Below are 21,497 nucleotides of genomic sequence, written 5' to 3'. Positions count from 1 at the left end.
CTTTCCTCCTTTATAAACGATCCAGCGCTTTCAGCACCCGGATCAGCCCGGTCTCCAGTTCGGTATTTGCCTTTTTGACTGCTTCCGGCGGCCACTCTTCAATCCCTTTTCCTGTCTTGAATCCCAGGTTGCCCGCTGCGATGGCATCGGTCAGCAGCTTAGAAGGTTCTGTGGAATTATTCAGATACGGGAACAGATATTTATGGATGTTGTAGGTCAGGTCCATGCCGCCCATATCCATGACTTCGATCGGCGCCGCGATGCCCAGCCGCATGCCGAAGCCGTATTTAATCGCGTCATCCACATCTTCCGGCTTTGCGATTCCCTGCTCGATGATATACAGGGCTTCCCGGAACAGCGCGTGCTGCATGCGGTTCGCGATAAATCCCGGCGCGTCTTTCTGTACCACTACCGGATGCTTGCCTGCGCCTTTTAACAGCTCGCAGGTACGTGTCACCGTATCCTCCGCGATATATTCTGTCTTTACCACTTCCACCAGCGGAATCAGGTAGGCCGGATTCCAGTAATGGGTACCGATGATCCGCTCTCTGTGTACGGATTTTTCCGCAATAGCTGTAATGCTCAGCGCGGATGTGTTGCTTGCCAGAATCACATGCTCCGGCAGGATTTCATCCATTTTGCGGAACCACTCCTGCTTGATATCCAGCACTTCAATAATCGCTTCAAAAACAATGTCCGCAAAATCCCGGATTTCCTCCAACGTCTCCACAATGGAGATCTGATCCAGAATCGCAGGAATTTCGGATTCCTCCAGGGCATCATTCTCTGCCAACACCTGCAGGTTGCCCCGAATGATCTCATAGGGATCATAACGGCTCCTGTCATTGTTAATGTCAACGATTTTTACCGGATATCCTTTTGTGGCAAATAACTGTGCAATTCCAAGACTCATCTTTCCTGCGCCGAGAACTGCCACATGCTTCTTATCCATAGCTTTCTCATCCTCCAATATTTTTCATTTTGCGGCGAAATCGCCATTTGCCTGAATAATGTGCAATCCCCGTGCCAGTTTTATTTTCATGGATTATTTTCTTATAATGCAGAAAAAACAGACAAATTTCCCGTTTTTCCACGAGAAACTTGTCTGTTTTCCCTTTTCCTTCTCTGGTTTTGTTGCTTTTTTCACATTGTCTGTCCCATTTTGACAACAGGACAGGAAACATCCCTAGCGGGAATTCAGTTCACCGGAGGCTCCGAACTGAAAATAATATACGGCGGATCGTTTGTTCCCGTTCTTCCACTGATAGGCGCCCTGTACGCCGTTCAGCACCGGAGACTGGTACAGCCAGCGGGCAATCGCCTGTTTTTCCTTCCGCAGGTTCTCCGGTTCCGGCTTCAGTCCAAGCGTTTCCACACATTGTTTCCAGGCAAAGACCGCATTATAGATATCCGAAACAATGCTGGTATCCGGATCGGAACCATGATGGGCGGACCGATACTGTCTGCGCAGTTCTTTCCAGTTTTTCCCCTGATAATTCAGGTCAAATTTGTTCCAAACATAGGTGTCCCGGAGTTCGGACGCATAGGTCCGGATCAGGGTGCGGTCATAACTGGCAAAGGAAGCCGTAAAACGCCTGCCCTCCGTAATGCCACGTTTCCGCAGTTCGGCCAGGACCGGTCCGTATTCATCCGCCCGGGCCAGGACAATGTACCCGTCTGCTTTGGCATTCAGCGCCTGCGCTGCCGCCCGCAGTCCGTTCTGTTCGCTCAGATCGACGGCAACTACGGACACCACGGACATAGACAGTTTCGGAAGGTAGGCTTTCAGATCCTCTGCGGTCTCCATCTGGGAATTTTCGTTTTTAGTAACAAGCACCACGGTTTTCCGGATATCCGGATTCAATTCTTTCCACCGTTTCACCGCCTGTTTTTCCCCGGCAGTGGAATCACTCATGTAAGTAATCCCATAGGGTCGGGTCTGCTGCCGGACCGAGGCGTAGGAATATGCCGCGATATTGGGTGTACCCGTTTCTTTCACATGCTCCGCAATGGCTGCTGTGCCCACAGAATCAATCGGTCCGATGAAGAAGCGATACTTTTCCCCGATCTCTCTGGCATATTTCTTTGCCTGCTGCTGACTGTTTTTTGAATCGTATTTCACGATCTGCACCGGCACCCCGTGGATTCCGCCGGAAGCGTTAATCTCCCCCACGGCATAATCCGCCGCCCATGCCGCGTCTTCTCCCAGGCTGCTGAGCGTGCCGGTCAGCGGCAGAAGCAGCGGAAGCTGGTATGTGACCTCTTCCTTCTCCCGGAAAGAAGCAGACAGATTTTCAGAATCCCGGCGGCAGGCCAGAAACAGCAGAAGCAGCGCCAGCGCCAGAATCACCAGATCCAGCAGCCGCTTTCTGTATGCAACGATTTTTCTTCTGCCCATGCGTCATTCTCCTTCCGCTGCCGGCAAAAAGAACCAGAACCGGCTGCCTTTGCCCGGTTCACTTTCTACCCCGTATTCCATCTGATGAATGTTAAAAATCGCTGCCGCAATGTGCAGTCCCAGGCCGGTGCCTCTCCGTGTTTCTCCGTGGGGATCCGACGTATAATACCGATCCCAGATCTGCGTCAGCTCTTCTTTCTGAATTCCCGGCCCGAAATCCTGCACCTCTGTGCGGATCCGGCTGCCGCAGCGGTATGCCCGCAGAATGATTCTGCCGCCCGGATCCGAAAATTTCATCGCGTTGCCGATCAGATTCTGCAGCACACGGGCAATCAGCTTCCGGTCCGCCCGGACATTCAGATGCGCTTCCAGTCGGAAATCCACCGTGACCGTATTTCCGTACTGCAGTCTGCAGGATTCTGCCGCGGAGCGGATCAGGTTCCCCAGATCAAATTCTTTCATTTTTACCGGAAATGTCCCGGATTGCAATTTAGACAGATCCATATTTTCCCTGATCATGTCCGTGAGTTTATCCACTTCTTCCTGAATGCGCGCCAGATGCGCCTCCCGCCTTTTCGGATCTTCTCCGGACACCGTCTGAACCATTTCCGTATACATCCGGATCACCGTCAGCGGCGTACGCATATCATGGGAAATATTGGCAATAATATCCCGGCGCATCTGTTCCGTTCGCTGAAACTCCCGGGCCGCCATCTCCATGGTGTCCGACAGCTGGCGGACTTCATAGCAGCCTTCCGGCTGAAACTGCACCGAATAGTCTCCCTGCGCCAGATGCTCCGCTTTTTTTGTCAGCCGCTGCAGCGGACGGGCGAAAAAACGTGTCAGCAGCAGCGAAAGGATGACAGCGATCCCCAATGCGCAGAAAAAGGCAAACAGCGCCCGTTTCCGCAGCAGCAGAAGCATCTGGTCCACGCGGACCAGGGATTTTCCCATAACCAGCACCTGCCGGTTTCCGTCCTTTACCGCGATTACCACCGCGTGAAGGACCCAGATCCCGCTTCCGCCCCGGGCATTCTGCTCGCTGTGATAGTCGCCGCCCGCCGTATCCAGGCGGGTATACAGATCCACGGGCACCAGTTCCTTCATCACCGCGGGATCGCTGTTTCCTGATGTATCCACCGCAAAAACAGGCGCGCTCTTCTCTTCCGACATGACCGCCACATAATAACCCTGGGTCTTCGCGATCAGCGACAGATGGTCATAATAGTTTTTCGATCCATACTCTCCCATCGCGTCCCAGATGACCCGATTCATATCTTCTGTATTTTCCCGCACGTAGTTCAGCCGCACGGACTGGGCCAGCACAAAATAAAACAGCAGTGTCATGGCACTGGTGAGCAGAAGAAAGGAAATCCACAGACGGACGCCCATACGCGACAGGAATCTCCCGCCGTTTCCATTTTCTGCTGTTTTTCTCTCAGCTTTCAAACTTATATCCTGCCCCGCGATGCGTAACAATAAATTTCCTGTAGTTTCCCAGTGACTGCCGCAGCATCTTGATGTGTGTATCCACCGTCCGGCCGTCCCCGCTGTAATCATAGCCCCAGACCCGATCCAGCAGTTCATCCCGGGAAAATACGATGTCATTGTGCTGCGCCAGGAAGAAAAGCAGATCGTACTCCTTCGGTGTCATAGACACCCGTGTCCCGTCAATCGTCACACTGCGGCCGGTGATGTTTAACTCCAGTCCCTCAAAGCTCAGAATATTCTTTTCTGTTTCTGCCGCTTTCCGATAGCGGCGCAGCACCACTTCCACCCGGGCCATCAGTTCCTTTAAAGAAAAGGGTTTCACCACATAATCCTCGACCCCAAGCTCAAATCCATACAGCTTGTCGTACTCTTCCCCTTTCGCGGACAGCATGATAACCGGAATGTCTTTCATGCTCCGGATCTTTTTGCAGGCCGCGAATCCGTCAATCTTCGGCATCATAATGTCCAGAATCAGCAGATCGTAATCCTTTTCCCTGCACATCTGCACCGCTTCGCTGCCGTCACAGGCCTCATCTACCTCATAGCCTTCGAATTCCGCATATTCCCTGATTCCCAGCCGAATCGCCGCTTCATCATCTGCCACCAGTAATCTGCACATAGTCCCTCATCTCCGTATCTGTCAGGCGCTGCTGTATGCCGCGCCTTCATTTTGTCCGATTATAGCATGAAGCAGATCTATTTTCCACGCAGCGGATGCTTTTCCGGAAACGGAAACCGCCAGTACGGCATCTGCCGGTACTGGCGGTCTTCGGCAGGTATTCTCTGCCGGTTCTCTGAAAACTGCTGGTTTCCCTGGGCCCGTAAGACCTTCCGAAACCGGGGTCAGAACTTTCTTTAAGCCCAGCCCGGCACAACCGTAAGCAGCAGCGCAACTACAAAGGCCGTGATGGTCGTGCTCAGGACAGTTGTCAGAAATACATATTTATAAGAGTCTTTAATTTCCACTTCCGCAATACCGGTAGCAATGATATAACCCGGATTGGTGGGCAGTGTATCCAGTGTCTGAGAAGCGAATACCGATACCCGGTGCAGGGCATTCAGATTGATTCCCATGCTGGTGAAAGTCTTGGACATATAAGGCAGCGTCGCGGACAGTCCTGCAGGTCCGGAACCGGAAGCGCCGGTCAGGAGCGCAATTGCCACAACTACCTTAAACAGTGCCGGTCCGCCCATGGACAGCAGCGCCTTGGTCAGAACCGGGAAAGACGGAGACGCCGCCACAACCGCGCCGATCGCTCCCAGCAGCCCTACCTGAAGCACCAGCATCGTCGTCTGCTCGCCCACCGGCTGAATCAGTTCTTTCAGTCCCATAAACTTACCGTAATACGGGAAAAAGAAAACAAGCGACAGAATAATATTCAGCATCATGGCCACCAGAATATTCCAGTGCAGGCCGTTAAAGGCAACCAGTGTAACCGCAATGGGAATGACGGAAATCACCCAGTGAGGCGTCTTCACATCTGTGGGTCTCCCGGCCAGCTCCTTGGGCGGCGTATACACATGTCCTGCCGCAATCTCCTTTTTCGAGATCACATTCATCATGATAATATTAATCGCCAGCACAATCCCGCCGCCGATGAAGCCCGGAATGGCAGCTGCCATCGGGGATGTTCCCAGCATCTGTACGGCGATAACGTTCTGATCCGATGTGGTACCCGGCATACTGCAGGCAGCGGTTGCCAGCGCGCCTAAAACCACACCGGGACCCATTGCTCTCGGAATTTGCGCTTTGGAAAACAGATCCATGGAAATGGGGAACAGAATAAACATCAGGACTACCGGATTCATTCCGCTGTAAGCCAGTACTGTACCAATCACATAAATCGTAATAATGGCCAGAATCGGACGCATCACGACACGCTCGCCCGCGGAAGCCCTTTTTCTGGCTCTGATGGTAAACAGGTCATACAACGCATTCGCAATGGACAGCGCCGCGCCGCTCTGATTGTATAACGCCGCAATGACGCAGCCGCAGAGCACCGGACCCAGCATGGCCGTCACATAGTTGCAAGTTGCCGGCAGCATCGTTTTCGTAAACGTAGACAACAGATCCATCCCGTTAAACAGAGCGATCAGCAGTCCGCAGAGGGGCGCCAGGATAATCGTGCTGATTCCCTTGTACGCGCCGTAGATCAGGACCGCGACACCCACGACGATGCCGATAATTCCTAAAGCTGTCATAAGAAAACCTCCCTCATTTTCTTCGTGTTTCTCTATCAGAGTCACTATAGCATAGGAAGGTGTGCGTGCAATGACGCGAATGTGAAAACCAGGTGAAAATCCGGCTTTCTGTTTTCTGTCGGAACGCTGCGACTGTGGAGTTCTACTCCGAACTTTTTCCTTCCCTCGCTGCCATCCGTTCTTTTATCTTCAGCCTGGCCCGATGATACGTCACCCGGGCCCAATTCTCCGTCTTCCCGAAAATCCGCCCCACATCCCGGAAAGACATCTCCCCGAACACCCTGAGCTGGAACACCTCTTTATACGGCTCCTCCATCTCGTGAAGCACCTGATGGATCCGAAACACGTCCTCCTGATCCTCCAGCTGCTGCATCGTATCATCCGCAGCTGCCAGCGTATCCGGAATCTCCTCCGTCTTTTTTCCGCGCATCCGGTCCATGCAGAGATTTTTCGCGATGGCACAGAGCCAGGTAAAGACCTCTGCCTTCCCTTTGTAACTGTGCTGTGCCTTCAGTGCGCGGAAAAATGTCTCCTGCGTCACTTCCTCTGCAGCGTTCTGATCCCGCAGGAGCGTCAGGACATAGGAATACACACGCATCCAGTACACCCGGTACAGTTTGTCAAAATCCATGAAAACTTCACCTTTCTGTCAGCTGTTCTCTCTCCTGTGTCTGCGTATAAATCCCAGAATCAGAAATACCCCACCGGCTGCAAGTCCAATCAGCAATCCTGTCAGACAAATATTCGCATTGATTGTCTGCTCCGTCACCGGATGTGAAAAATCCACAAACCGCAGAGAATGTCTCCATCTGCCGTCAAGCAGCAGGTAAAAAATATCATTCATAAAGCAGAAGCAAAATCCGCCGATCCACGTACCGGCTGCCGCCTTAAACCAGCGGTTCAGCGGAAGGTATCTGCAGATCAGGAACACTGCCCAGGCAATAATCAGAAATACCGTTACCGCGCTCAGCGCCGGCCGTAAAAATTCCGCCCGCTCCGCCGGATTCTGCATCCATCCCGCCGCAAGCATCAGCAGATAGATCCACAGACTCTCCCAGAGCATGGAAAGCACACCTGTTTTCCCTTTTAGCCACTGCACGGCCCGGCTTTCCCCGCAGGAAATCGTATCTGTCAGACTTCCGGCTGTTTCACCGGTACCGTAACTGTTCAGAAAACTTTTCAGAATCAGCGGCGCTGCCACTGCAGACAGGCCGAATACCGTACCTGCAGATGCCGCGAAGAACCAGTTTCCGCCGACATATACCGATGTACTCAGATACAAAAGAATCAGGGATCCCATCAGGCTGATCAATGCCTTTCCCAGACGGGCTTTTTCCGCCAGCAGCGGAACCACGGTTACGGAAGCCGCAATCAGCATAGCCGTCAATACGATGAAAAACCAGTTCAGCCCATGACCAACCGCCAGATTACAGATCAGACAGATAATGATCGGAATCAGCAAAATTCCTGCCATGATTCCTCCTGCTCTGGCTGCCCGCCGCTTCTCTTTTCTGGCCTGGCGGCTCAGTACCTCCGACGTATTCTGCTTCAGCTCCCGGTCCAGTTCGGTATCCGAAAGAGATTCCGCTATCTTTCTGCACGCCGCGCAGGATTTCAAATGTTCCTCCACAAGCCTTCTGCTGCCCTCACTGCATACCTGATCCTGATACAGCGGCAGCAGATCGCGTATCACTGCGCAGTCCGCTGTTTGCTTCTCATTTCTGCGATCACTCATGATCCACTCTCCTTTCTGTCTTCATAACTTAGACGAAGGAACCCGGGAATCGTTACAGATTTTTTAAAAAAATCTCACTGCAGGCGAAATCATTCCCTGCTATTCAGGTGCGCTGCTCCCGGCACTGCAGAAAACGAACGCACAGACCGGCATCCCCGATCTGTGCGTTTTCATCTGTTTCTGTATTCTGTATCGAACTGTTATGAGATCTGCCGCAGTCTTTTCGACCCCGGCGAAAACTCACATCCGTCTCCCTTAAACAAACTCTATCGAACTTTTACGCTCTTTACCGCCGACCACTTGCCGCTGTACCAGACACCGGATACCTTACGCTGCGCGCGGACTCTGACGTAGTATTTCTTCCCTTTTTTCAGGTGTGAAATGGTTTTGGTCAGCTTCTTTCCATTCTGGACGGTCTTCCAGGAGGACGTGCCCTTCTTTTTATAGCTGATCTGGTAACGCTCTCCATAGGATGCCTTGCGGTAAGTAACTGTCAGTTTGCGGGAGCCGCTCTTTAAGGAACGGATTTTCCCTGTGGACGGTTTCACTGCACTGGCCGTATAGCGAATAGCATACTTTTCATTATAATAATTCCGCGTACCACCTTCCGACTGCACAATCACATAGTATGTTTTCGACGGCTTGAGGTCCGATAACGTCACGTAATTGCTGCCGTTCTTATTGGCGTGGAATACTTTGACACTTTCGCTGTTCGCCTTATCCCATATCTGAACAGACAATGCCCAGGCGCCGGCCGGCGCGTTGCTCCTGCTGTTGGATCCCGTCAGGCGGTATTTCATTCCTTTTGTGCTGTCTGTCTTGAACCGATAGTACTGCGCTCCTTCCATTTCTTTCAGGGTGCCTGTATAAGTCTTCCCCTTCTGCATCAGCTGTGCGTCTCCGAAATCATTTCCGGCTGCAAAAGCCGGTGCCGCAGCGGAACATGCAACTGCCGCAGAAAGTGCCGCAGCCATACCGCATCTGCGTATCCGTTTCATTCTATTTTCACGCATTTCCGAATCCTCTCCTTTTCTAAATAACTGTATCCATACTATATCATAATTCTTCTGTCATTGCCATTCTGTCGCCGCCTGCTTTCCCATCCTTCTGAACCTTACTGCATGTTTCCGCAGTCCTGTTTTTTCACCGGCTTTCTGTCCTCCCTGCCCAGTTTTCGATACACCGTAACATACATGGTAACCGCGCAGGCAATACCGCCGATAGCATTGCTGATGGGTTCCGCCGTAAAGACTCCGCTGACCCCCATCCCCATGGCGGGCAGCAGCAGCGTCAAGGGCACCACAATGATTACCTTACGGAACAGAGAAAAGAAAATTGCCCGCTTCGCGTAACCCAATGCTGTAAATACCGACTGACCGGAAAACTGAAGTCCCATAAGAAAAAATCCGAAAAAATACCGATGCATCGCCGGTATGCCTAAGCGGATCAGCTCCGGATCATTGGTAAACAGCGAGACAAACAGGTGAGGAAAAAGCAGCACCACAATCCAGGCAGCAAAAAGAAATGTCACACCTACTGCCGTATTAAAGCGAATCGCCGACTTGACCCGTTCATATTTGCGCGCGCCGTAATTAAATCCCATCACCGGCTGGGAACCGGTCGTCAGCCCCATAATCGGCAGATGCAGGATCTCCCGGACCGAATTCAGGATCGTCATGACGCCCACATATACTGCGCCGCCGTAATTGCGAAGCGTAAGGTTGCATACGATCTGCACCAGCGAATTGGTTCCCTGCTGCACAAAACCCGCCAGCCCCAGCTGCACAATCTGTCCGGTTATACGCAGATCCGGACGCATCTGCGCACGGCGGATGGGAATCAGACACTGGCCTCCTGTCAGAAAACGGAGAACCCAGAGCGCCGATACCGCCTGGCTGATCACTGTCGCAATGGCTGCGCCGCCCACACCCAGATGAAGCGCGAAAATAAATACCGGATCCAGCCCAAGGTTGATCAGGGCGCCAAGGACAGTGGTCAGCATCCCGATCTTTGGAAATCCCTGGGCATTGATGAAGTAATTCATACCGGTAGCAAACATCACAGGGAGGGTTCCCAGGATATAGATCCGGAAATACGCGGCTGCGTAGGGATAACTCTCTGCCGTGGCGCCAAAAAGATACAGAATCGGGCGGCCAAACGCCAGCCCGATGACAGTAATCAACATTGCACAGATCAACAGCAGCGTCAGTGTACTGCTCTGCAGACGGCTGGCCCGCTCAGTATCTCCGGCGCCCCGCGCCATGGAAAACAAAGGCGCGCCGCCGCTGGCAAACAGCATGGTAAAGGCCAGCACCAGTGTAACAATCGGAAAGGTCACGCCTACCCCTGTCAGCGCCATACCGCCGCTGCCGGATAAATGTCCGATATAGATGCGGTCCACTACATTGTACAGGAGCTGTACAAAGGACGCGAGGGTCAGCGGGATCGCCTGTGCCAGCACAATCCGCCATACCTTTCCTCTGGAAAAATCATTTGCCATTGTATACCATCACCTTCTAAAAACCTTCTGAAGCCTGTGCATTTCCCGCCTACCGCATCATAGCACGGTGTCCCTGACAGCACAAGAGCTGCGCCTACCGGCGGCGAATCCTTCCAAAACGCAGGGGGTTCGATATGGCGGCGGCGAATCCCCGTCGAAAGCACAATGGCTCCGGTATGGCGACAGCGAATCCCCGACGAAAGCACAGGAGCTTTGGAATGCCGCCGGCGGCACCCCAAAGCTCCTGTTATTTTCCAGCACTCTTTTTTCGATTTTCTTCTGTCATCCGCACAGCGCGGATCTTCTTCTGCACAGTTCCATCAGGCATGCAGAAAAGACAGGAAGTTCTCTGTGATTCTTAGTATACACCGTAAGGATATTCTTTATCCGGCACGCTTCTGTCAATCCGGTCAGACGGAACAAAGGCAACCGCACGTACGATTGTACCATCGCCCATGTACCAGCGAAGCGGGAACGCGCAGAATAAGAATCTCTGGTTGGTCAGTTTGTCCAGATCGCCGCCCAGGTTTTCGATACCCATGACATTGTTGGAAAGAAGAATATCATGGCACGGCTCCCACTCCGGGAAGTCCTCTTTGGCCGGATGGCCGAATTCTTCTTCATATTCTTCTACCGCACGGGGTACATACGGGCCGGGGCCATGCTCTGCCGCGTATGTATAAAGAATGTGGTCGATAGCCTGCATATCAAATCCGACGCCGCGTACGTGATGATCCACAAACCAGTGCGCGCCTTCAATGGATAATCCCGGGCTGTATGCGAAATAGTCATCATTTTCGCCCCAGCGTCTGTGTGTACCGGTATTTAACAGTACCCAGTCGCCTTCCTTGATTCCGCCCGGAACTTTCTTGGCTGCATTCTCGATATCTTCTACCGAAATCAGCTCCCATTTGCCTTTCGGAATGTCCAGACATACGGCTTCTCCGAAGTAGTTCTCGATAGGAAGCTCATGGGTAAACGGGCTTTCCGGAATGACATGGGAAGGGGAGTCCGCATGGGTCGAGTTGTGCATATGGAAGGAATTAAAAGTCTGAAGCAGACGATAATGCATCGGCATATGCTGTACACGGTCGATGTGGAAATCTCCGTTTGACGGCCATAACGGGTTGCCTCTTCCGAACGGATTGGACAAATCCACTAATTCGAATTTTCCATCCTTGAACATATCGAAAATATTGCCATCATAGGGTTTTTTCCAGTCATTGGTATGTGCAAAGCACTCCTCTCTTGTGTGTCTCTGTGGAATCTCTGACATGATTAGCCTCCTTAAAAAATATATAAATCTTTTTTTGTTATCGCTGTACGCTTTATTAACAGCAAATACCGTGCCAGTTTTAACAAACAGCATCATCGGGCAAATCATTCCGGATTCCTGCGGTTTTTCCGCCGGATCCCCCAAAAGTCAGAACGTTTGTTTTTATTTCCAATGAATTCGGACGACACTGGCTCTCATGTTGTTGCGGATCTGCAATTTTGGGCGGCAGGTTTTGCAACGGGGAGATGACAGAACGGTACATAAAAAGAAAAACACCGCAATAAATCTCCTTTACGGGTACATCCTATGGTAAACTTAGTATCGAAACAGTCAATTCTTTGATAGCACTGTAAATGCATTGCTGGAGGCAGAATTATGCGTGATAGTCTACTGAAAATAAGAGAAAAATATACTGATAAAATGCAGGTAAGTGAAATGCTGTACCATGTTTTTAAGGACGCTATGGTACAGGGTGTATTCATTCCCGGTTTTCGTTTGAAAGAAGAAGATCTGGCAGAAATCTTCCAGGTCAGCCGTACTCCAGTTCGCGAAACTATTAAACGACTGGAAAACGAAGGTCTGGTAACCACTGACCATGTGCAGGGCTCTATTATAAAAAAATTACAGTTGGACGAGTGTCTCGACACCTTAGAGGTATTAGAATGGCTGCGCAGTGCCGCCATTGAATTTCTCCAAGGTCACCTTCCACGTCCCATACTCATGCGTCTAGAGGCCAATCTAAAATATGGCTCCACGTTAACAGATCCTAAAAAACAATACGATAACAATGCGGAATTCCATGCTCTGCTCATCAAAGCAACCGGAAATACGGAACTCATCAATATTACCGAACGACTGCAATTTAAAGAAAAAATCATCGCAAACAATATTCTCCCATTTCACTATGAAGAAAACTATGTAAACAATCATCGGGAACTGCTGGCAACTATCATTGACAACAACAGGGATGAACTGAAAAAATATAAAGAGCATAATGATGCCCTTTGCAAAAAATATATGAATTCCCTGATTGTTGCATATCTCCAGGATGAATATTGAACCGATTTGCAGTATACAAATGATCCGGGAGCGCAGACAAACAGGTCATCTCAATAAAAACCAGGTGCCGGACATGATACACTGAAAATGTCCGGCACCTGGTTTATTTATTTTAAATTCTGTTTACTTTTGTATCTATTGCTGCCTGTGCGACTGCCTCAGATACCTGACGGAACACATTCTGATCCAATGCATCCGGCAGTACACGACTGGCCGATAATTCCTGATCCGGAATCGACTCGGCAATTGCTATTGCCGCTGCCATCTTCATCTCTTCATTAATCTCTGATGCCCGTACGTCCAGTGCTCCCCTAAAGATTCCCGGAAATGCCATCACATTATTAACCTGATTCGGGAAATCACTTCGTCCTGTGCCGACAATTGCCGCTCCAGCTTCCTTTGCCAGATCCGGCATGATTTCCGGAATCGGATTTGCCATGGCAAAGATGATAGGATCTTTATGCATCGTTCTGACCATTTCCGGGGTAATAATACCCGGTGCGGAAACCCCGATAAAAACATCTGCATCAACCAAGGCATCTTTTAATTCGCCCTGTTCCATGCTGCGGTTTGTTATCTCAGCAATTTCTTTTTTCGCCTTATTTAAATTGGGCCTTCCCTCCACAATAATACCGGAACGATCACAGAGAAGGATATTTGAAAATCCATAGCGCAACAGTAGTTTTGTAATCGCTGTACCGGCAGCTCCAGCACCGTTTACAACTACTTTGCATGACTCTTTTTTCTTTCTGGTCACTTTCATAGCATTGATCAGGCCTGCAAGTACAACCACCGCAGTTCCATGCTGATCATCGTGAAATACCGGAATATCCAGACGCTGCTTCAGCTTTTCCTCGATTTCGAAACATCTCGGCGCAGCGATATCCTCCAAATTTATCCCTCCGAAACTTCCGGCAATCTGTACAACAGTTTCTACAAAAACATCCACATCTCTGGACTGGATGCAGAGCGGGAACGCATCTACATTTCCTAATTCTTTAAACAGCAGGCATTTTCCTTCCATAACCGGCATACCTGCCTCCGGTCCGATATCACCCAGGCCAAGCACTGCCGTTCCATCTGTGATCACAGCGATCATATTGCCGCGTCTGGTGAGTTCATAACTCTTGCTGACATCCTGCTGAATCACCCGGCAAGGTTCTGCGACACCGGGAGTATAAAGGATGCTCAGATCCTCCAGCGAATTCAGATGCGCGCGGGAAACCACTTCAATTTTCCCTTTCAATTCTTTATGTTTTTCTAATGCAAGCTTATTTATATTCGTCATATTCATTCTCGGTTTCTCTTTAGCTTTTTTGCAATGTCCATCGCCATCTGTGGGCACAGTCCGATATATTTCATCGGATCCAGAAGATCATGTATTTTATCTTCCCCCAGTGCCTCAGTAATCCGGTGATTTTTTATTAATTCTTCCTCAAAATTCAAATGATTTTTAAATGTGTCCACTGCGATCTTAGTCACAACTCGATGGGCATTCTGTTTTCCAATTGTCTTTCCCAGTTCCAGCATAATATGCTCCGACTGTGTCAGCCCTCCCAGCAGTTTCAGATTTCTGAGCATGTTGTCTTCATTCACTACCAGAGTTTCCAACAGCTGCTGGCCACGGTCCATAAGTTCAGCGACTGCCATGCATATTTCTTCCAGTGCCCTTTCTTCTTCAATGGAGTGTTGCATATTTCTCTCATGATCCACCAACGCAAGTTCCTGTATCTGTGCAGACAGGTAACGCAGTGCTGTCCCGCGTCCAATCATATGCTGGGTACTTGTGGGATTTACTTTATGCGGCATGGTAGAGGAACCTACACGCCCGTCTCCCCAGTATTCTGACAGTTCTCCATACTCCGTGCCCATCAGCAAATATACTTCCTGGGCAATTCGGCCCAATGCCGTTCCAACCAACGACATATCTGCGGCAAATTCCGCAAATCGATCTCTGGATGCATGCCAACAAATATCCGGTTCTCCAAGACCAAGTTCTTCTGCCATAAGCTTCTGAATCTTTGGGCCGTCCGTTCCAAATGAAACCATAGATCCTACAGCTCCGGATAACTGGATGACAAGGATCCGCTCTCTGCTCTCATGGATTCTTTCCATACAGCGATTCAGTTCACTTGCCCAGATCGCAGCCTTATACCCAAAGGTGATGGGCAATGCCTGTACATTGTGCGTTCGCCCTATCATAGGCGTTCTGGCATATTTTTCTGCCAATCCGGCTGCTGCCTGAACCATATGATCCAGTTTTTCTTCCGTCAGTTCGATCGTCCGCTTTATTGCTAATACCGTAGCTGTATCTATAATATCCTGTGTTGTGGCACCCAGATGAATATACTGCCCCGCCTCCGGTCCCACCGCTGCTTCCAATAAGCGCAGCAGTGATACCATCGGATGTCCGGTTTTTTGGTAGAGCGCATCATATTGATCAATTGCAAGACACACAACACTGGCTTTCGCATCAATTTGCTCTGCTGCTTTGGCAGGAATAATGCCCAGTTTCCCCTGGGCATTTGCCAATGCTTTTTCCACAGCCAGCCAACGCGTAAATTTTCCATTTCGAGATAATATCTGCTGTACTTCTGTTAATGTATTTTTCATCACACTGTCCTGTTCTATTCCACGGTAATGAATTTGCCGTATCCCGGTTCACAGTCTACGATTCCGTCGTTCATAACCACACGTCCCCGAACGATCGTCTGAGTCACTTTTCCTTTCAGTTTTTTTCCAACATATGGAACCGTCTGCGTTTTGGTGTATACCATGTCATCCTTTGTAATTTCCCATTCGCAGTTCATATCTGCAATTGTAAAATCCGCGTCAGACCCGATAATATTAGAGCCCTTCCTCGGATACAGACCAAAAGTTTTCGCACAATTTTCAGAAGTCACTTCCACCAGTCTCTGCATGGAAAAATGCCCGCTGTTTACTTCATTCAGAAGTAAATGACCAAAATAATCCAGCATTGCAAACCCTGCACTGGTGTGCAGCGCATCCTCCGGGTTGTATTCACTCGGTTTACACGGTGCATGATCTGAACCAATCATATCCAATGTTCCATCCTGTACAGCCTCCCAGATTTTTTCCTTATCCGGCGCCGCATCATGATTAATGTAAATAAATTTCTGTCCTTCTTTATCCCAGATTTCATCAGACGCATCGATTGCCGGCATATACTCAAACGAAGATACAATCGTCATATCCCCGCGTTTTTTCAGCATCCTTACCAAGTCAATATATCCGGGCATCCAGCAATGCATCGCGTACCATTTCATTCCAGTCTTCCGCGCGAAATAAGCCAGCTGATATGCAGCTCCCGTCATCTCTTCATCACTGTACCACTGATGACGGACATTCGCTAAAGTAAGCGGCTTGCCTTCTGCTTTTACCCTTGCCACTGCTGCATCAAAAAAGTGTTTGTCAAACGGATGAACCGAGCAGTATTTACCTTCTTTTTCACAGTCCTGAAACGCTTCGTAAATTCTGTGCGTATCAAGAGTACCTGCTGTAGTATTATACGGATACGTAGCCACTTTCTCAAAAATCTTAAACCAAAGTGCTCCGGCCTTCGCAATTTTATGCACTTCCTCCCGATCACCCAAAGGACTCCCGATCGGATTAAAATCCACCACTGCTTTTTTCTTGGCCTCATTGACCTGCTCCATATATGCCTCCAGTGAGGAAGGCACCGGTTTGGTATTCGGCTGTGCCATAATCATGGTAATTCCGGAATGAGCGGCTGCCATGGTTCCCGTGTAATAATCCTCTTTCTGTGTTAAGCCGGGATCTCTCATGTGACAATGCGGATCAATAAAACCCGGCATTACATATTTTCCGGAAGCGTCAATCACCTGTTCTGCCTCAACTTCCGTTCCCGGATCCAATAGCGCCGCAATCTTCTCTCCGTTCACACATACGGTTAACGGATAAAAATTTTTATCTTCCTGCCACACCAATCCATTTTTAATCACTAAATCAAATTTCATCATTATTTTCCATCCTTATATTCCTTATAATTTCATATTTTTTATTTACTTTCATGCATGTACCAAACGGATCAGATTATTAATAATAACTGCCACCTGGATGATATAAAGGATAATCAGAAGCACAGTATACGGCGCTTTAATTCTGTACTCACCCATTTCTTCCTCTCTGTTCACTAACAGAATCGCAAATACTCCGAGAAGCGGTGTACAAATTATTCCTCCAACCTGTGCAGCTGTTAATAGCTGAGCCGGAATACCGCCGGCAGTAATCGCAATTACCGCCGCAAAAATCAAAAGAATCACATTAATAATAATCTCCATTTTTCTCTTGTCTCTTTTTGCGCCCAAACCATCAAAGACCAGGTCTACTCCAAGCTGCGGTGCCATAATCTGCGAAGACCATGCAGCTGCCAGGAAGCCAATACCAAATACCGGGCGAATCCATACACCAAGCAAACCGATTAACGCACCTACCAGTTCCCCTCCGTTAGTGATTGGTGTACCTCCAAGTAAAACAGCTCCGATAAACAAACAGCAGGCCGAAACTCCAATTACTACAACAATCTGACAAATCGTATCGATCCGTAAACCGCCCTTCTTGATATCTTCGACAGAATAACCTTTTTGTTTTACCAGATTACATGCCCAGGCCTGTGTCGAAAGATTGCATGTAGTTCCCATTAATGCGAGCATAACCAGGAAGCTTCCTGCCGGCATTCCTACAGGGCTCATACTTACAACATTCTCGGATCCACGGGTTGCTGCAGTGACAATCAGTGAAATGACAAAAATTATTATCATTACGATGGAACAGATCTTAGTTACATGCTCAACCTTTTTATAGATGTCTTTCATAACATACATTGCGATACACGCAATCAATCCAATCAGTCCACCAACAGGCAATGGAAGCATAGGGAACAGCATTTTAAATCCTAGTCCAACCGCGATGAAATTACCGATCCCATATATAACCTGCCCCACAAATGCTGCAAATCCTACAACAGCAGACCAGCCTTTTCCATAATGTTTCAAAATTCCTTCCTGCACAGTCATGCCAGTGACTATCGTATATTTCTTCATCCCGTAGTTAAATGCATATTGCGCCACTGCTAACACAATCAACCACCAAGTTAAATTAAATCCGAAATTTGCCCCTGCATTTGTAAAAGATACAATCGAACCGGCACCGATTGTTGTAGCGGCTACAATAAAACCGGGTCCCATTCTTGAGATAGCATATTTCATTTTTGACTCACTCATAATTCTCCCTCCATTATCTTAAAAGTCTGTTTTTTCTCCTGAAACAAGTATATCGTTCGCTATCTCTGCCATTCAACGTGTTCTTATTTATACAATTGTTTGACCGGATATACTTCTGTATTTTTCGATATACTGTACAAACTGGCAAAAAAATTGCTAGAGAATAACAGGTTGTTTCCCTGTTATTCTCCAGCAATTGCCCGGTTCGGATATCATAATCCCTTATTTCTGATATTCTTCTACTGCCGTTTCGTAGAGATTATTGCCTTCGGAATCAATTACGACGATAACCGGAAGATCTTCCACCTTGATCCGGCGCAGCGCTTCCGCACCAAGATCTTCATAATCCAGGATTTCCGCTTCTTTGATACATTTGGAAAGCAGGGCGCCCGCGCCGCCGACTGCCGCAAAATACACCGCTCCATTGCGTACAATGGCGTCAATCACTTCCTGGCTGCGTTTCCCTTTTCCGATCATGGCTGTAAGGCCCAGATCCAGCAGACGGGGCGCGTAGCGGTCCATCCGGGTGGCGGTGGTGGGCCCTGCGGATCCGATGGGACGCCCTTCCCGGGCAGGGGAAGGACCCATATAATAGATTGCCGCGTCTTTCAGGTCGATGGGCAGGAATTCGCCCCGGTCCAGGGCTTCTGTCATCCGTTTGTGGGCCGCGTCCCTGGCTACGTAAAGCGTACCGCTGAGATAGACATAGTCACCGGCATGCAGACCGGCGGCAGCGGCTTTTGTAATCGGTGTGTGAATATGTTTGTCCATGCTCTGTTTCCCCCTCTTCCTACAGCACCTGAACGATGTGGCGGTTGACATGGCAACAGATATTTACTGCCACCGGCAGACCCGCGATATGTGTCGGGAATGTATTGATATGAACGGCCAGGGCGGTGTTTGTTCCACCCAGCCCTCCGGGGCCGATGCCCAGACCGTTGATTTTTGTCAGCATTTCTTCTTCCAGGTCCCGGACATAGGGAATTTCGGAATGGAAGCCTGACGGCCGGGTCAGGGCCTTTTTCGCCAGAAGGGCGCATTTTTCAAACGTTCCGCCGATACCTACCCCTACCACCATCGGCGGGCAGGCGTTGGGACCCGCGTCTGCTACCGCAGTCAGGATGGCATCTTTGACGCCCTCGATCCCGTCCGCCGGTTTCAGCATGAAGATACGGCTCATGTTTTCACTGCCGAAGCCTTTCGGCGCAAAGGTGATTTTCACCCGGTCGCCGGGAACCAGCTCCGTGTGGATCACTGCCGGTGTATTATCTCCGGTGTTTTCACGGATCAGGGGATCCCTGACCACGGATTTCCGGAGGTATCCGTCGAGATATCCCCGGCGCACCCCTTCATTGACTGCTTCCGTAAAGTCCCCGCCGGTAAAGTGTACCTCCTGGCCGATTTCGAAGAAGAAAACGGCCATGCCGGTATCCTGGCAGATGGGGATCCGGTCCTCTTCCGCGATTTTCAAGTTTTCCTGCAGCTGGTTTAAAATTTTCCGCCCCAGGGGGAAAGCCTCTGTATCCGCCGCCTGATTTAGGGCGCTTTTCATATCATCTGACAGGACATGATTCGCCGTCATACACATTTCTCTGACTGCTGCAGTCAGATCTTTTGTACTGATCTCTCTCATTTGCTTCCTTTCATCATCCTTCATAAATTCTCGCTGTATAGCCGGTCAGTTCAGAAATCCCGGACAATCCCTTTTGTTCTGCATATTCTTCTAACTGACGGATTATTTTCGGTGCGATATCCGGATCAATATAGTTATAAGTTCCAATTGCTACCGCGGATGCGCCTGCCATCATATACTCCAGGGCATCTTCCATACAGCAGACTCCTCCGCTTGCAATAATCGGCAGCTTAACCGCATGATACAAATCCCAGGTCTTACCGATACCGATCGGTTTTACTACCGGTCCGTTCAATGGGGCTTTCAGCCTTCCCAGGCAGGACCTTCCTGTTTGAACATCAATTGCCATGCCCAGCGGTGTATTCGTTGTATATATAGCATCGGCCCCTGCCGCTTCCACGGCTTTTGCGGATTCGCAGAATGCGTCAAAATCTGTACTGATTTTTGCTACTACAGGGAACGGAGCCTTTTCAACCGCATACTTCACTATGTCATACAGCAGGTGCCTGTCCAGAGCAATTGTCCCTGCTCCTTTTTCCACATTCGGACATGCCGTATTGATTTCCAGCGCCGCAAACGTTCCGGCCGGATACTCTGACGACAGACGGTCCACAAGCTCCCTATAGTCTGACTGCCCACCGCCTGCAATACTAATAAAAAACTGATCCGGCCGAAGCACATCCTGTATTTTTGGAATCTCTTTTTGAATATATGCTTCAATTCCAGGATTCTGTAATCCAATGGAAGACATGATTCCGGCTCGAATTTCATGAATTCTTGGTGTCGGATTTCCCTTCCTTTCCTGCAGGGTCACAGTCTTAACCGTCACTGCACCAATTTTCGACAGGTCCGTATACTCCGCTACCTCATACGCATGCCCGAGGCAACCGGAAGAACACAAAATCGGATTCTGAAGTCTGATCCTGCCCATCTGTACCGCAAGCCTGTTTTTTTCACACATCAAAAATCACCTCTTTCCCATCAAAAACCGGTCCCTCCTGACATACTTTTTTATAGGAAAAATCATCTCCATCCTTTATCTTGATGACACAGCCGGAACAAATTCCCATACCGCATCCCATGATTGCCTCCATCGACACTTCAATCGGAATACCCGCTTCTTCACATTTTTTAACTACCGTATGCATCATTGCATTTGGACCGCATGCATATACCCGATCCGGGCAATGGCTGCCGGATAACAGCTGTGCAAGCAGCACTGGCAGTTCCGTTCTGTTTTCGCTGAAATACACTTCCATATCAGAACCCAATCCCTGAAACGCATCCATAACCCTTGCGTCTCTCTTCGGCGAAAACAGGAATTCCACTCTGGTACCGGCTTTTATCAGCTGTTTTCCAAGTTCATATAAAGGAGCTGCTCCGATCCCGCCTCCAACCAAAAGCACTTTTCTATCTGAAAGCATCCGATGAAATCCATTGCCCAGCGGTCCAAGGATATCGATTCTCATTCCTTTTTCCCAGCAGGTCATTTCTTTTGTTCCTCTCCCTACCGTACGTACCAGGAGACTGAATCTTTCCCCATCAATATCATAGATGCTGATGGGCCGCCTGAGAAATGGTTCCAATCCCGGATTTACATGGACCTCAACAAACTGCCCTGCTTTTGCTTTCCTGGCAATTTCACTCCCCTGAAATATATATACAGTATCTCGCTCTGTAATCTGACGCACATCCAGAAGTTCTGCAAACATATAATTCCTCCCTGCACTTTTCTTGAATTATATAAATTATAAAAACCTAAGCATCTGTCATTCAACAAATATTACGCTTTTTGCTTATATATATCTGAATTTTTCTGTATACCGCAATATACAAAAGGATCCGCGGACTTACTCCCCGGATCCAATATCTTCTTTTATTATTCAATTTTTATTTTACAACTGCTGACTGCAAATGGTTCAAATGATCTGACAGCAAG

General features: G+C 49.3%; 19 protein-coding genes. 1 reads left to right on the top strand and 18 read right to left on the bottom strand.

Annotation, left to right across the window (positions count from 1 at the left end; genetic code table 11):
• Positions 1-10: 10 nt before the first annotated feature.
• The 10 genes from CXIVA_RS07400 to CXIVA_RS07345 all read right to left on the bottom strand — a co-directional run bounded on the left by CXIVA_RS07400 (position 11) and on the right by CXIVA_RS07345 (position 11,602).
• Positions 11-952 carry a 3-hydroxyacyl-CoA dehydrogenase family protein gene (locus tag CXIVA_RS07400; RefSeq protein WP_013977384.1) on the bottom strand — a complete coding sequence of 314 codons (942 nt, stop codon included), beginning with the start codon at positions 950-952 and terminating at the stop codon, positions 11-13.
• 234 nt (positions 953-1,186) lie between these two features.
• Positions 1,187-2,398, bottom strand: a complete 1,212-nt coding sequence (locus CXIVA_RS07390) for an ABC transporter substrate binding protein (RefSeq protein ID WP_013977383.1) — start codon at positions 2,396-2,398, stop codon at positions 1,187-1,189.
• A gap of 3 nt (positions 2,399-2,401) precedes the next feature.
• Positions 2,402-3,847: a HAMP domain-containing sensor histidine kinase gene (locus tag CXIVA_RS07385; protein ID WP_041727734.1), complete on the bottom strand. Its 1,446-nt coding sequence runs from the start codon at positions 3,845-3,847 to the stop codon at positions 2,402-2,404.
• Positions 3,837-4,508 carry a response regulator transcription factor gene (locus tag CXIVA_RS07380; RefSeq protein WP_013977381.1) on the bottom strand — a complete coding sequence of 224 codons (672 nt, stop codon included), beginning with the start codon at positions 4,506-4,508 and terminating at the stop codon, positions 3,837-3,839. The genes CXIVA_RS07385 and CXIVA_RS07380 overlap by 11 nt, the downstream gene beginning before the upstream one ends.
• A gap of 236 nt (positions 4,509-4,744) precedes the next feature.
• Complete coding sequence (locus CXIVA_RS07370) at positions 4,745-6,091, bottom strand: GntP family permease (RefSeq protein WP_013977380.1); 1,347 nt, start codon at positions 6,089-6,091, stop codon at positions 4,745-4,747.
• A 142-nt stretch (positions 6,092-6,233) separates the two neighbouring features.
• Positions 6,234-6,722 carry a sigma-70 family RNA polymerase sigma factor gene (locus tag CXIVA_RS07365; protein WP_013977379.1) on the bottom strand — a complete coding sequence of 163 codons (489 nt, stop codon included), beginning with the start codon at positions 6,720-6,722 and terminating at the stop codon, positions 6,234-6,236.
• Positions 6,723-6,740: 18 nt separating this feature from the next.
• Complete coding sequence (locus tag CXIVA_RS07360; RefSeq protein ID WP_013977378.1) at positions 6,741-7,826, bottom strand: zf-HC2 domain-containing protein; 1,086 nt, start codon at positions 7,824-7,826, stop codon at positions 6,741-6,743.
• A 266-nt stretch (positions 7,827-8,092) separates the two neighbouring features.
• Positions 8,093-8,839 carry a fibronectin type III domain-containing protein gene (locus CXIVA_RS07355; protein WP_013977377.1) on the bottom strand — a complete coding sequence of 249 codons (747 nt, stop codon included), beginning with the start codon at positions 8,837-8,839 and terminating at the stop codon, positions 8,093-8,095.
• A 101-nt stretch (positions 8,840-8,940) separates the two neighbouring features.
• Positions 8,941-10,326, bottom strand: coding sequence for an MATE family efflux transporter (locus tag CXIVA_RS07350; RefSeq protein WP_013977376.1), 1,386 nt, complete (start codon positions 10,324-10,326; stop codon positions 8,941-8,943).
• Between the two features lie 358 nt (positions 10,327-10,684).
• Complete coding sequence (locus tag CXIVA_RS07345; RefSeq protein ID WP_013977375.1) at positions 10,685-11,602, bottom strand: cyclase family protein; 918 nt, start codon at positions 11,600-11,602, stop codon at positions 10,685-10,687.
• 375 nt (positions 11,603-11,977) lie between these two features.
• Between CXIVA_RS07345 and CXIVA_RS07340 the strand changes: the two genes are divergently transcribed.
• Complete coding sequence (locus tag CXIVA_RS07340) at positions 11,978-12,661, top strand: GntR family transcriptional regulator (protein WP_013977374.1); 684 nt, start codon at positions 11,978-11,980, stop codon at positions 12,659-12,661.
• A gap of 112 nt (positions 12,662-12,773) precedes the next feature.
• Here CXIVA_RS07340 and CXIVA_RS07335 read toward each other — a convergent pair whose 3' ends face one another.
• The 8 genes from CXIVA_RS07335 to CXIVA_RS07300 all read right to left on the bottom strand — a co-directional run bounded on the left by CXIVA_RS07335 (position 12,774) and on the right by CXIVA_RS07300 (position 21,270).
• Complete coding sequence (locus CXIVA_RS07335) at positions 12,774-13,955, bottom strand: malic enzyme-like NAD(P)-binding protein (RefSeq protein ID WP_013977373.1); 1,182 nt, start codon at positions 13,953-13,955, stop codon at positions 12,774-12,776.
• Positions 13,952-15,274: an adenylosuccinate lyase family protein gene (locus CXIVA_RS07330; RefSeq protein WP_013977372.1), complete on the bottom strand. Its 1,323-nt coding sequence runs from the start codon at positions 15,272-15,274 to the stop codon at positions 13,952-13,954. Before CXIVA_RS07330 ends, CXIVA_RS07335 begins: the two co-directional genes overlap by 4 nt.
• 14 nt (positions 15,275-15,288) lie before the next feature.
• A complete protein-coding gene (locus CXIVA_RS07325) occupies positions 15,289-16,662 on the bottom strand; it encodes a dihydroorotase family protein (protein WP_013977371.1) in 1,374 nt (457 codons plus the stop codon).
• 48 nt (positions 16,663-16,710) lie between these two features.
• Positions 16,711-17,925, bottom strand: coding sequence for an Nramp family divalent metal transporter (locus CXIVA_RS07320; RefSeq protein WP_013977370.1), 1,215 nt, complete (start codon positions 17,923-17,925; stop codon positions 16,711-16,713).
• 222 nt (positions 17,926-18,147) lie between these two features.
• The gene (locus tag CXIVA_RS07315) at positions 18,148-18,696 is read right to left on the bottom strand and encodes a Fe-S-containing hydro-lyase (protein WP_013977369.1); all 549 of its coding nucleotides are present in this window, start codon (positions 18,694-18,696) and stop codon (positions 18,148-18,150) included.
• A gap of 19 nt (positions 18,697-18,715) precedes the next feature.
• Positions 18,716-19,558, bottom strand: a complete 843-nt coding sequence (locus CXIVA_RS07310) for a fumarate hydratase (protein ID WP_013977368.1) — start codon at positions 19,556-19,558, stop codon at positions 18,716-18,718.
• A gap of 13 nt (positions 19,559-19,571) precedes the next feature.
• Positions 19,572-20,519 (bottom strand): dihydroorotate dehydrogenase, encoded by a 948-nt coding sequence (locus tag CXIVA_RS07305; protein ID WP_013977367.1) that lies wholly within the window; start codon positions 20,517-20,519, stop codon positions 19,572-19,574.
• Positions 20,512-21,270, bottom strand: coding sequence for a dihydroorotate dehydrogenase electron transfer subunit (locus CXIVA_RS07300; protein ID WP_013977366.1), 759 nt, complete (start codon positions 21,268-21,270; stop codon positions 20,512-20,514). The genes CXIVA_RS07305 and CXIVA_RS07300 overlap by 8 nt, the downstream gene beginning before the upstream one ends.
• Positions 21,271-21,497: the final 227 nt, after the last annotated feature.

The sequence above is a fragment of the Clostridium sp. SY8519 genome (assembly GCF_000270305.1).
GTDB lineage: Bacteria > Bacillota > Clostridia > Lachnospirales > Lachnospiraceae > SY8519.
Note: the sequence above shows the minus strand (reverse complement) of the source record. Positions and strands in the feature narration are given on the sequence as shown.